The following is a 13,230-nucleotide window of genomic DNA, read 5'->3' on the forward strand; positions in this document are numbered from 1 at the left end:
GTTGCCATGACAAAACTCATCAACCGTCAACCTTCTCGCTTTAGTAAGTTGATGCTGGGGTTGTTGCCGTTCGTCATCTTGCTGTTTGTTTATATCTCGGCATCTGATGCGCGTTTGGCGGTGAATCCATCCGACAAACTGTTGCCGGCATTTAGTAGTTTTGCCGATGCGATTGATCGGATGGCGTTTACACCAAGCAAACGTACCGGGGAATATCTGTTCTGGACTGACACCTTAGCCAGTCTGCAACGTTTAGCGATTGGCGTGGGAGCGAGTGCGTTGTTCGGATTAGCGATTGGTGTGGCGAACGGGATGTTACCTGTCGTTCGCTCTTCGCTTTCCCCCGTTGTTACTGCGGTTTCATTGATTCCACCAATGGCGATTCTTCCCATTTTGTTTATTACTTTTGGCTTGGGTGAAGTTTCCAAAGTGGTTCTGATTTTTATCGGGATTTGCCCAATTATCGTCCGGGATCTTCAACTTAAATCTCAGTCATTGCCTCAGGAACAACTGATCAAAGCTCAGACTCTAGGTGCGAACAGCTGGCAAATTATTGTGCGGGTGGTACTGCCTCAGATATTTCCGCGTTTGATTGAGGCTGTTCGTCTGACGTTGGGTAGTGCATGGCTGTTTTTGATTGCGGCTGAGGCGATTGTCGCAACGGATGGTCTTGGTTACCGCATCTTCCTTGTCCGTCGTTATTTGTCTATGGATGTCATTCTTCCATACGTGCTCTGGATAACCATTCTGGCGTACACCATGGACTGGTTACTAAGAAAACTGTCTGAGAAGACATGTCCTTGGTATCACGAAGCACAGGGAGAATAAGCATGAATACCAGAAAACCCATCATCCAGATTAAGAAAGTCTGGAAAGAGTACGGCGATAACATCGTTTTAGAGAAACTAAATCTCGATGTTTATCCCGGTGACTTTGTCAGTATCATTGGTGCTTCAGGATGCGGCAAAACGACCATGCTCAACATGTTACTGGGCACAGAAAAGCAAACTCGCGGCGAGATTTTGCTTGATGGCCAGCCGTTGTCTACAGAACCCGGTGTTGAACGAGGCATTGTCTTTCAGAAGTATTCCGTGTTTCCCCATCTGACTTGTCTACAGAATGTCATGCTGGGTAAGGAATTAGAGTCGAGAAGTGTTCTGACCTATCTGACTGGCCGTGGATTTGGTGCCAACAAGAAAAAAGCTCAGGAAGAAGCGACTGCGATCCTTAAGCAAGTAGGGCTGGGACATGCGTTGGGTAAATACCCGCATGAGCTATCTGGCGGGATGAGACAACGATTGTCTATTGCCCAAGCCCTGATTAAAAAACCACGTATTTTGCTGTTGGATGAGCCGTTTGGTGCACTTGACCCAGGCATCCGTAAAGACATGCACAGTTTAATTAAGTCACTTTGGCAGGAGCAGCAGCTCACCGTGTTCATGATCACTCATGATCTCAGCGAAGGTTTCCACTTAGGCAACCGACTGTGGGTATTTGATCATGTCAGAAATGACGAACAGGCTCCTGAACGTTATGGCGCGCAAGTTACTTTTGATATCGATTTGAGAAAAGCAGAGCAAGCCGAAGTGGTTACTAGTTTATTAGAGAAGAAGATTGCATAGGAGGACAATGATGTCGTCTAACACACCTATTTTTACCGATACGATTCCAGGGGCTGCACACTGGTCAATGGTCGTTCCAAAAGGACATGTATTAAAAGCGAAGGACCTGCAAGGTCGCGCAAACCTAAGCATGCTGTTCTACAACCCGACTAACTTACTGGAGCGCTATAACGCGCCAGATACCCTAAAGTGCCAGCACACTTTTAAACTGACTGCCGGTCATTGCCTTTATTCAGATATGGGGCGCGTATTCTGCTCAATCGTTCGCGATGATACCCAATGGATCGATTCCGTATGTGGCGTTGCCAATAAGCAGAAAGTCACAGAAAAATGGGGCGAACGTGATTATCAGAAAGACAGAAACCTGTGGAAACAAAATGGCTATGATGCGCTGTTAGTTGAAGTGGCGAAATATGGACTGGGTCAACGTGATTTAGCCGCCAACCTGAACCTGTTCAGTCGCGTAAAAACCGATGAGTTCGGCAATTTGCACTATGTAGAAGACCACAGTAAAGCAGGGGATTGTATCGAACTGCGTTTTGAAATGGATACGCTGGTTGTACTTACCACTTGTCCTCACCCAATGAACCCAGCGGAAGAATACCCATTTAAACCGGTTGAAATCGCAATGTTTGAAGCAGAACCGGTCAGTGAAGGTGACGCTTGTGTGACTTCCCGAGAAGAGAACGGGCGCGGTTTTGAAAACAACCGCCGTTACCACATGCATTCAGCGTGCTGTCACGAGTAAGGAGGACGAAAGATGATTGTTGAAAGTAAACTTGAGCCCCAGAACGCGATTCGTCGAGATATCGTACCGGCAGGCGATTACTACATGAAAGTGGTGAAAGCGGGTCAGACATTCCGAATCCTCGATCTGGAAGGAAATCAAGCCGCAGACACTCTGTTTTACAACGCCAATGACCCTGCTGAGCGTTACAGCGCTATCGACACCATTCGAGAACAGGGCAATGTGTACCTGACCGCAGGCACCAGGATTTTATCAAACCATGGTAATGAGATGCTGAAAATTGTGGCGGATACCTGTGGCCGTCACGACACCTTGGGCGGTGCCTGTGCGACAGAGAGTAATACTGTGCGCTATGCAATTGAAAAGAAATGCATGCATGCTTGCCGTGATAGCTGGCTACTGGCTGTTGCAGAAAACGAAGAGTTCGGCATGAGCAAGCGCGATATCACGCACAACATTAACTTCTTTATGAATGTCCCAATCACGGAGTCCGGCGGGTTAACCTTCGAAGATGGTATCAGCGCGCCGGGTAAGTACGTGGAACTCACTGCCAAAATGGATGTGATCGTTCTCATCTCGAACTGCCCTCAATTGAACAATCCATGTAATGCCTATAACCCAACGCCAGTTGAAGTTCTGGTCTGGGAATAAACTGAGCGCATCCATTATAGAGTCGGGGACGACCCCAAAATAAGACTCTGAGCTTTAGCCGGGACGACCCGGACAAGAATTGGAATCGTCTATGTTTAACAAGGTACTTATTGCAAACCGCGGCGCTATCGCTACCCGTGTGATCAGAACGCTAAAAAAATTAGGCATCACCAGTGTTGCGATATACAGCGAAGCTGATGCGCAAAGTCTCCACGTAACTCAGGCTGATGAAGCCTACTCACTAGGCCAAGGTGCAGCAGCAGACACCTATCTCGACCAGAAAAAAATCATCGCTATTGCCAAGCAGGCGGGTGTGGAAGCGATCCATCCTGGCTATGGCTTTTTGAGCGAAAACCCAGATTTTGTCGGCTTGTGTGAAACCAATGGTCTGGTATTCCTTGGCCCGACTCCAGAACAAATGAATGTTTTTGGCCTTAAACATTCCGCACGTGCGATTGCAGAAAAATCGGGCGTTCCCCTGTTACCGGGAACCGGGCTGCTTAAGGACAAACAGCAAGCCTTAGAAGAGGCAAAACGCATTGGTTACCCAGTCATGCTGAAAAGTACCGCCGGTGGTGGTGGTATCGGCATGCAATGCTGCTATGACGAAGCGTCTCTGGCGGCCGCTTTCGACTCAGTGAAACGCCTGAGTGAGAACAACTTCAGTAACAGCGGCGTTTTTCTCGAAAAGTTCATTGAACGTGCACGTCACATTGAAGTTCAGATTTTTGGCGACGGGCATGGGACGGTGGTTGCTCTTGGTGAACGTGACTGTTCTTCTCAACGCCGTAATCAGAAAGTCATTGAAGAGACACCAGCGCCAAACTTAACCGATAAAACCCGTGAATCGCTTCACCAGACGGCAATTAATCTGGCTAAAGAAGTGAATTATCGTAACGCCGGTACCGTTGAGTTCGTTGTTGACCAAATCACAGAAGAATTTTACTTCCTAGAGGTGAATACTCGCTTACAGGTTGAGCACGGTGTGACAGAAGAAGTGTTTGGCGTCGATCTTGTCGAGTGGATGGTGAAGTTGGGCGCTGGCGAGTTAACGCAAGCAGAACTGCTGACAGAGCGTGAGCCAAAGGGACATGCAGTGCAAGTGCGTTTGTACGCCGAAGACGCCAACAAAAACTTTCAGCCATGTGCAGGGTTACTCAGTCACGTTGAGTGGCCAAAAGTGGATGGATTACGCATAGAGCACTGGATTGAAGCGGGTGTCGAAGTCTCACCTTTCTTCGACCCGATGTTAGCGAAGATCATTACCTTGGGCGAATCCCGAACTGAAGCCCTGGATAAAATGTCTGAGTCGCTACAAACGATGTCTATTTATGGTATCGAGCATAACCAGAAATATTTACAACAATTGATTCTCTCTGACCTTGTTCAGAATGGGACAGTATTAACCCGATCTCTAAATGACTTCGCTTACCAACCCGCTTCAGTTGATGTGATTAGCGGCGGTACGCAGACGACCATTCAGGATTATCCGGGTCGTTCTGGCTACTGGCACATTGGCGTTCCACCTTCAGGTCCGATGGACTCATTGAGTTTTCGTCTTGGTAACCGAATGCTGAACAATGATGAATCCTGTGCTGGTCTGGAGATCATTATTTCTGGCCCGACGCTGAAATTTAACATCGAGCAATCTTTCGTTCTCACCGGAGCACATCTTGATGCCACGCTGGATGGCGTAGAGATTGAACACGGTGTCGTTACCATGGCCAAAGCCGGCCAGATTCTGAAAACCGGTTTCGTCAAAGGAGATGGTGCACGCAGTTACCTACTGTTTGATGGTGGCATCCAATGTCCGGACTACCTTGGCAGTAAATCAACCTTCACTTTAGGTCAGTTTGGCGGTCACGCAGGCCGTGCCATTGTCGCTGGTGACGTATTACATGTCACAGGTTCTGATCCAGAGGTTACGGTTGAATCACCACAGGTTCAGTTACCTGAACTGACGACCGAATGGACAGTACGCGTGATTTACGGACCTCACGGTGCGCCGGACTTCTTTACTGATGAAGACATTGACGCCTTCTTTTCTGCAACCTGGAAAGTCCATTTCAACTCAAGTCGAACTGGTGTGCGCCTGATTGGTCCTAAGCCGAACTGGGCGCGTCAGGATGGCGGGGAAGCGGGGCTGCACCCGTCGAACATTCACGATAACGCTTATGCTGTCGGTACAATCGACTTTACTGGTGACATGCCGGTAATTCTTGGTCCTGATGGTCCGAGCTTAGGCGGTTTTGTTTGCCCGGCGACCATCATCAAAGCGGATTTATGGAAAGCCGGTCAATTTAAAGCGGGTGACAAAATACGTTTTGTTCCGGTAACGATTGAGCAAGCAGAAATGGCAGAGCGAGCACAACTTGATGGCATCGAAGCTCTGAACATTGAAGCTTTTAGCATTAAAGAAAGTGATCTTGAAGCTGTCGAGCTGTCTTCTCCGGTCATTAAAACACTGCCTAAAGCGATCTTCGGCGAGGACGTGGTTTATCGTCCGAGTGGTGAAGACTTCCTGCTGGTGGAATACGGTCCGCAAGTATTAGATATTCGACTTCGTTTCCGTGTGCATGCGTTGATGATGAAGATCGAAGATATGGATATAGAAGGAGTTAAAGAGCTCACGCCGGGGATTCGTTCTCTGCAGATCCATTACGATAACCTGACGCTGCCTCGTCATAAATTGCTGAAATACCTCGAACAGCTGGAAACTCAGTTAACGGATATTGATGAACTGACGGTTCCTGCTCGTGTCGTTCACATTCCATTGTCCTGGGATGATGAAGCAACGCGACTCGCGATTCGTAAGTATGACGAAGTGGTACGTAAAAATGCGCCTTGGTGTCCGGACAATATTGAGTTCATTCGTCGTATTAATGGTCTGGATTCTGTCGAAGATGTGAAAAAAATTGTCTTTGATGCGAGCTACTTAGTGATGGGCTTGGGCGATGTTTATCTGGGAGCACCGGTGGCGACTCCGATGGATCCTCGTCATCGTCTGGTTACCACGAAATATAACCCGGCACGTACCTGGACACCTGAAAACGCGGTTGGTATCGGCGGTGCATATCTGTGTGTTTACGGCATGGAAGGGCCTGGCGGCTATCAGTTTGTTGGTCGAACATTGCAGATGTGGAACCGCTATCGTCAGACTAAAGAGTTTGAGCTGCCTTGGCTGTTACGATTCTTTGACCAGATTAAGTTTTACGAAGTCAGCGCGGAAGAGCTGCTGGAAATAAGACGCAAGCACCCACTTGGTCAGTATCCACTGCAAATTGAAGAGACGGAATTCTCACTGGCGAGCTATCAGGCGCTGATTGATGAACACTCTGAGGAAATTAATGCCTGTAAACAGCGTCAGCAAACCGCTTTTGAGGCGGAGCGCCAACGCTGGGTTGAAAGTGGACAGGCAAACTTCGTGGTTGAAGAGGCGGAAGAAGAAGATCAAACGCAACTCGTGTTAGAAGAAGGCCAAGCGCTGGTGGAAAGCCACGTCGCAGGCAATGTCTGGCAGGCTTTAGTAAAACCGGGAGATACGGTGAAAGTCGGGCAGGTCATCATGGTGTTGGAAGCGATGAAAATGGAACTGGAAGTTGTCGCTTCAGAGTCTGGCATTATTGATCAAGTGTGTGCGGATAAAGGCGCTCAGGTTAGTGCTGGTCAGCCACTTGTCATTATTAATACTCAAGCAGCATAAGGAGTAAAAGGGATGAATACTCCAGTTACTATCGAACAATTACTTGCAGGATACCGTTCCGGCGAACTGAATATCCGAACGTTTCTCAAACAGAAATATAAACTGGCTCAGAAAGATACGAACAATACCTGGATCTCTCTGATTTCAGAGTCACAGCTGGATGACTATCTTTCTGCGTTGGAGACAAAAGACAGTCAATCATTACCGTTGTACGGTGTGCCATTTGCGATAAAAGACAACATTGATCTGCAAGATTTACCTACAACCGCGGGATGCAAAGAGTTTGCTTACCAACCGACAGAGTCTGCGTTTGTCGTAGAACAGCTGATCAAAGCAGGAGCGGTACCGCTGGGAAAAACGAATCTGGATCAGTTCGCCACTGGATTAGTTGGGGTTCGTAGCCCATGGGGAGCAGGAAAAAACAGTTTTGACCCGCAGTATATATCCGGCGGCTCTAGTGCAGGCAGTGCCATCAGTGTGGCGCTCAATCAGGTGTTTTTCTCGCTGGGAACCGATACCGCAGGCTCAGGGCGTGTTCCTGCTGCGTTCAACAATATTTTGGGCCTAAAGCCGACCAAAGGTTTACTGAGCTGCAGCGGCGTCGTCCCCGCTTGTCGTACTCTGGACTGCGTGACCTTCTTTGCCCGCAGTGCGGCTGATCTGGAAACGCTGGTTGATGTTGCCGCGGTGTATGACGAGAAAGATAGTTATGCGCGTGAAAATGTTCAGCAGACACTACCTGATGAATTCTGTGGTCTGAAAGTAGGTGTACCTACAGAAGAGCAACTGGCGTTTTTTGGTAATGAGCACTACAAAAAACAGTTTGCTTTAGCTCTGGAAAGAATGAAATCCATGGGTGCTGATCTGGTTGAATTTAATCTGCAACCGTTCATCGATGCGGCGAAACTTCTGTACCAAGGCCCTTGGGTTGCAGAGCGCTACGCTGCGATAAATTCATTTTTTGACGAAGACAGCAGTCGTTGCTTACCCGTGATTGAAACGATTATTGGCGGCGCGAAAAACTACACGGCCGCCGATACGTTTCAGTTCATGTATCAGCTTCAGGACTATAAAGTCCAGTGTGACCGACTACTGAAAGAGGTGGATGTGGTTATCACACCGACTGCCGGAAGCACTTACACCATAGAAGAAGTTGAAGCCAATCCGATTGAACTTAACAGTAACCTCGGCTACTACACTAACTTCATGAACTTATTGGATTATACGGCGATAGCGATTCCGTCATCGTTCTGTGAATCTGGCTTACCGTTTGGTTTTACGCTTTTTGCGCCCGCGTTTACAGACTCGGGTTTGGTCAAGCTTGCAAAGGAGTGGCAAAAAGAAACTTGTCTTCCTCTCGGAGCGACACAGCAATTTTTACCTGAAGATGAACGTGTTGATCTGTTGGTGTGCGGTGCCCATATGGAAGGGTTGCCACTGAATCATCAATTAACGGGAGAGGGCGCAATACTCAAATCGAAAGGTGAAACCAGCAAGTCTTATCGGATGTACGCACTGGCTGGTGGTCCGCCAGCTCGTCCGGGTCTCGTTCGTGACGAAGGTAATGGTCAGGCCATAGAAATCGAAGTGTGGTCGTTCCCTAAATCAGCATTGGGTACTCTGCTATGCCAGATCCCACATCCGTTAGGATTAGGAAAAGTCGAACTCAGCGATGGCAGTTGGGTGACAGGATTTATCTGTGAAGCGATTGGAATCAAAGGTGCTGAGGATATTACCGAGTTAGGTGGATGGCGAAATTATCTTGGGAGTCACTAAAAACTCTATTTATAAAATAGCCATTTAAATCTAAGGGTTAGGATGAGGAGGGGTCGGTTTCTCCTCATTTTTATATCGTTTTTCAACGAGATAACTTTCTTGACTTGCTGGCCTCTTGGTTTCTTGTTTCGCCCTTTAACTCTGCACGCTATCTATACTGTAACTGAACTTTGACCGAGGAGAGCAGTTCATGAGTATAAGAAATAAAGCAATAGTAATGGTCGCCAGCGCTTTAATCGGAGTGAGTAGCGCGGCATCAGCGAAAGTAGATGGACCTATGGTGATGACCATCGAAGGGGTTGGCTCTTCAGAGCTCTTAGGCTGGTCATGGCAAGCCAGCCAAAATATTAGTTATCCAATAAGCTCTGGAGGTGGTGGTGCGGGAAAAGCGAATATTGGTGAGCTCAATGTCACCCGTTACAGTGATGCTCAATCCGCTGCACTCTTAAGGTATATAGTAACAGGAAGCCACTTTGATACAGTCGAATTCGCCCGGGATGGATTAAAAATCACGTTGAAAAATGTCCTAATAAGCTCTTTTAATGTTGGCAGTTCAGACGATATGAAAGAGCCTCAAACAGAAAACCTAGCGTTTGCGTTTGGGCAGATCACTTATGAAGTTGATGGCAGTCCGGCTTATTGCTATGACAGGGTAAGCAATACCCAATGTTAGTTTGAATATTATCCATATGATTGACATAGGCACCATTTCTTTAAGCCCGTAGTATGGTCAGGTGGCGGGCTTTTATTTCGCTTCTCACTTTAACCTCTCTTTAGCTATGCACGTCTTTACTCTATAATCCCCCCGTTTTATTCGGTACTTAACCATTTTCTCCCGGGATATTTTCATGATTTCAAAAAACCAATTAAAACTGCTTCGTTCTTTGGGTCAAAAGAAGCAACGTAAAGCACACGGATTATTTCTGGTTCAGGGTGAAAAGAACGTACTGGAGTTGGCGACAAGTTCGTTAAAGGTGAAACAGATATTTGCAACGGCGGAGTTTCTTGAACAGCACAGCCAAGAGCTTGGGCAATTTGACTGCATCGAAGCGTCACTGGACGATCTCACCAAAGCAAGCACTCTGGTAAGCAACAACGCGGCAATCGCTGTAGTAGAAATCCCAAGTGTGAAAGTGCCTGAGGCGAAAGGCTTGATGATCGCATTGGATGGTGTGTCTGATCCGGGTAACTTAGGTACTATTATTCGCGTAGCGGATTGGTATGGCATTAAGCACATTGTCGCAAGTGCAGACTGCGCGGATCCATACAACCCTAAAACCATCAGCGCGACGATGGGCAGCTTTGGTCGCGTTCAGGTTAGCCTTGTCGATCTGCCTAGCTACTTAGAACAAGCGAACTTGCCAGTCTACGGCGCGTTTCTGGAAGGGGAAAGCGTGCATAAGACAAATTTTTCTGCTGAAGGCATTTTATTGATGGGCAGTGAATCTCACGGCGTGCGTGAGGAAGCGTCGAAGTTCGTGACCGACAAGATCACCATTCCGGCTTTTGGCGGCGCAGAATCGCTTAATGTTGCAATGGCGACGGGAATTATTCTGGATAATATGCGTCGTCAGCATAGCTGATTGATTCGGCGAAATTGAGAGTCAAAAAAAGCGTAATGGCTGCCGTCATTACGCTTTTTTCGTTTTAAGTGCTGTTATTTTTCCAACATGTCTAACTTGTTTGGCACGCCATTCCACTTCTCGGCTTCTTCCATTGCGGGTTTTACCTCAGTTTGTACTGGCCAAATTTCAGCGAGTTCAGCATTAAGCTCTATATAGATCTGCTGATCTTCAGGGACTTCATCTTCCTGAAAAATCGCATGAGCGTCGCACTCGTCGACACACAAACCGCAGTCTATGCACTCTATTGGATTGATTACCATGAAGTTCGGCCCTTCGTGAAAGGCGTCAGCCGGGCACACCGCGACACAGTCGGTGTATTTACATTGGATACAGTTATCGGTTACGACAAACGCCATGATAATCAGCTCTTAAGTTAGTCAAAATGAAGGAATGGGGGATGATACTCATCCCAAGGTAAAATTCAACTCGAAAGGTCAACAGCCCCTAAGTTAAATTCGCCACCTATTTTTGATTTAGTATGACAGACAATTCAATTTCTCGTAAAATGCGCGCCATTGTGAGCTGACCCTGTATTTCGCAGAGTTTTGGCTAAGACACCTACTATCCGAGACATCGACATGATTCGTATTAATGAAATTAAACTTCCTCTTGATCACGAGGGAGGCGCGCTACTAGACGCGATTACTAAAAAGCTTGGCATTCCTGCTGAGAAAGTTATCTCTTTTAACGTCTTTAGACGCGGGTACGATGCTCGAAAGAAAACTAACATTCATCTTATTTACACGCTGGATATCATCGTTGAAGGCGATGAAGAAGCGCTGTTAGGTAAGTTTACGAAAGATCCACACGTTCGCCAAACTCCGGATATGGAGTACAAGTATGTTGCGAAAGCACCTGAAAACCTGAAAGAGCGCCCGGTTGTTATCGGCTTTGGTCCTTGTGGTTTATTTGCTGGTCTTGTTCTGGCTCAAATGGGCTTTAACCCGATTATTGTTGAGCGTGGTAAAGAAGTTCGCGAGCGTACGAAAGACACATTTGGCTTCTGGCGTAAGCGTGCACTAAACACCGAATCAAACGTACAGTTTGGTGAGGGCGGTGCAGGTACATTCTCTGACGGTAAGCTGTACAGCCAGGTTAAAGATCCAAACTTCTACGGCCGTAAAGTGATCACTGAATTTGTCGACGCTGGCGCACCAGAAGAAATTCTGTATGTAAGCAAACCGCACATCGGTACTTTTAAATTGGTAACGATGATCGAAAAAATGCGCGCGAAAATCATCGAACTGGGTGGCGAAATCCGCTTTAGCACACGTGTTGATGATCTTCATATTGAAGATGGTCAGATTACGGGCGTAACTCTGTCTAATGGTGAAGAAATCAAATCCCGCCACATTGTTCTGGCTGTTGGCCACAGTGCGCGTGACACATTTGAAATGCTGCATGAACGCGGTGTTTACATGGAAGCAAAACCATTCTCGGTTGGCTTCCGTATTGAACACAAACAATCAATGATTGACGAAGCACGTTTTGGTCCAAGCGCAGGACATCCCATTCTTGGTGCGGCGGATTACAAACTGGTTCACCACTGTAAGAACGGCCGCACGGTTTACAGCTTCTGTATGTGTCCGGGTGGAACTGTGGTAGCAGCAACATCAGAAGAAGGCCGCGTAGTAACAAATGGTATGAGCCAATACTCTCGTTCAGAGCGTAACGCAAACAGTGCCATTGTTGTTGGAATCTCTCCAGAGGTGGATTACCCTGGTGATCCGCTAGCAGGTATTCGCTTCCAGCGTGAGTTGGAATCTGGCGCTTATATGTTGGGTGGTGAGACTTACGACGCACCAGCACAAAAGATTGGAGACTTCCTGAAAGGTCGCGATCCAAGCGAGCTCGGTGATGTTGAACCATCATTCACACCAGGTATCAAGCTTACTGACCTATCGAAAGCGCTGCCATCGTTTGCAATTGAGGCAATTCGTGAAGCGATTCCGGCATTCGATCGCAAGATCAAAGGTTTTGCTTCAGACGACGGTTTGCTGACGGGTGTAGAAACACGTACGTCTTCACCAGTGTGCATTAAACGTGGCAAAGACTTCCAAAGCATCAACTTGAAAGGCTTCTACCCAGCGGGTGAAGGTGCGGGTTACGCTGGCGGTATCTTATCGGCTGGCATCGACGGCATCAAAGTTGCTGAAGCAGTAGCTCGCGATATCGTCGCCGCGATGGAAAACGCTTAATTTCATCCTCGTTATAAAGACCGCAAAGCCAGTCAATTTCCCCGACTGGCTTTTTTGTGCGCGGTGCTTCAGCTTTTTCTGGTAAACATCCCACCAAAAGCGTGTTTTATGTGACACACATTGTCTAATTCTACGAGTCATAAAGTTTGGTGCCGTGAGAAGTTATATAAATATGTCACTGCGTCTTTGTTGATTTTTAAGTCTCTTTAATTCGGATAGAGATCAATAGACTAGCGCCAGAAGCAAAATTGACACTTTCCATTTAGTAAAATCAGAAAATTAGACGACACTTAACTAAAGGCCGCAAGAATATGGTGCTAAGGAGATTAGGATGGCTTCATTAAAAGTAAAAGATTACATGACGTTGCAAGCAGTGACCTTCACCAAAGATATGTCGCTTACGGCTGCGTTGAATAAGGTAATGAAAAGTTTGACGCTGGGTGGTCCTGTCATCGATGAGAACAAAAAGGTGATTGGTTTCTTATCGGAACAAGACTTGCTGGATAAGTTAGTGAAAGCGAGCTACCACTGCCAGGATACGCACACGGTTCAGGAATGCATGCATCCGGATGTACTGTCAGTTTCGCCCGAAATGTCGATTATTGACTTGGCTGACATGATGAAAGTCGGTAAGCCCAAAGTATATCCCGTCATTGATGATAAGGGGAAATTGGTCGGGATTATCACCAGACGAGATGTATTAAGGGCACTCGGAGTAACACTAAACGAATGTTTCATGCATCCGGTGTAACTACCGACTTACCAAACCTACACCAAAAAGGCGCATCTGCGCCTTTTGGCGTTTAGTCTGCGGGTGGCGTCAAAATTTATCCGAATTAGCTTGACCCTGGAGCTTACTCCAAGGTTTATCCTTGTTGTCAGATGAACAGGTTATCTCAATAAGGAA

At 47.1% G+C, this 13,230-nt stretch carries 11 protein-coding genes; 10 read left to right on the forward strand and 1 reads right to left on the reverse strand.

The window, feature by feature from the left end:
* Positions 1-6: 6 nt before the first annotated feature.
* From ACWYU8_RS14560 to ACWYU8_RS14595, 8 genes are all read left to right on the forward strand, one after another.
* Positions 7-828, forward strand: coding sequence for an ABC transporter permease (locus tag ACWYU8_RS14560; protein ID WP_457520374.1), 822 nt, complete (start codon positions 7-9; stop codon positions 826-828).
* 2 nt (positions 829-830) lie between these two features.
* Entirely contained in the window at positions 831-1,622 is a 792-nt protein-coding gene (locus tag ACWYU8_RS14565; protein ID WP_457520375.1) for an ABC transporter ATP-binding protein, read from the forward strand.
* Between the two features lie 7 nt (positions 1,623-1,629).
* Positions 1,630-2,370, forward strand: coding sequence for an urea amidolyase associated protein UAAP1 (locus tag ACWYU8_RS14570; RefSeq protein WP_457520376.1), 741 nt, complete (start codon positions 1,630-1,632; stop codon positions 2,368-2,370).
* A 12-nt stretch (positions 2,371-2,382) separates the two neighbouring features.
* The gene (locus ACWYU8_RS14575) at positions 2,383-3,021 is read left to right on the forward strand and encodes an urea amidolyase associated protein UAAP2 (RefSeq protein WP_457520377.1); all 639 of its coding nucleotides are present in this window, start codon (positions 2,383-2,385) and stop codon (positions 3,019-3,021) included.
* 91 nt (positions 3,022-3,112) lie between these two features.
* Entirely contained in the window at positions 3,113-6,724 is a 3,612-nt protein-coding gene (gene uca, locus ACWYU8_RS14580; RefSeq protein ID WP_457520378.1) for an urea carboxylase, read from the forward strand.
* A gap of 12 nt (positions 6,725-6,736) precedes the next feature.
* The gene (gene atzF, locus ACWYU8_RS14585) at positions 6,737-8,500 is read left to right on the forward strand and encodes an allophanate hydrolase (protein ID WP_457520379.1); all 1,764 of its coding nucleotides are present in this window, start codon (positions 6,737-6,739) and stop codon (positions 8,498-8,500) included.
* Positions 8,501-8,690: 190 nt separating this feature from the next.
* Complete coding sequence (locus ACWYU8_RS14590; RefSeq protein WP_457520380.1) at positions 8,691-9,173, forward strand: type VI secretion system tube protein Hcp; 483 nt, start codon at positions 8,691-8,693, stop codon at positions 9,171-9,173.
* Between the two features lie 175 nt (positions 9,174-9,348).
* Positions 9,349-10,083: a TrmH family RNA methyltransferase gene (locus tag ACWYU8_RS14595; RefSeq protein ID WP_457520381.1), complete on the forward strand. Its 735-nt coding sequence runs from the start codon at positions 9,349-9,351 to the stop codon at positions 10,081-10,083.
* A 74-nt stretch (positions 10,084-10,157) separates the two neighbouring features.
* On the opposite strand, the gene fdxA is transcribed toward ACWYU8_RS14595, so the two are convergent.
* Positions 10,158-10,481, reverse strand: coding sequence for a ferredoxin FdxA (gene fdxA / locus ACWYU8_RS14600; RefSeq protein ID WP_444495767.1), 324 nt, complete (start codon positions 10,479-10,481; stop codon positions 10,158-10,160).
* A 222-nt stretch (positions 10,482-10,703) separates the two neighbouring features.
* Between fdxA and ACWYU8_RS14605 the strand changes: the two genes are divergently transcribed.
* Together ACWYU8_RS14605 and ACWYU8_RS14610 are read left to right on the forward strand one after the other, a co-directional pair.
* Entirely contained in the window at positions 10,704-12,323 is a 1,620-nt protein-coding gene (locus tag ACWYU8_RS14605) for an NAD(P)/FAD-dependent oxidoreductase (RefSeq protein ID WP_457520382.1), read from the forward strand.
* Between the two features lie 331 nt (positions 12,324-12,654).
* Positions 12,655-13,074, forward strand: a complete 420-nt coding sequence (locus ACWYU8_RS14610) for a CBS domain-containing protein (protein ID WP_457520383.1) — start codon at positions 12,655-12,657, stop codon at positions 13,072-13,074.
* Positions 13,075-13,230 lie beyond the last annotated feature (156 nt).

This window comes from Vibrio limimangrovi (genome assembly GCF_054064025.1).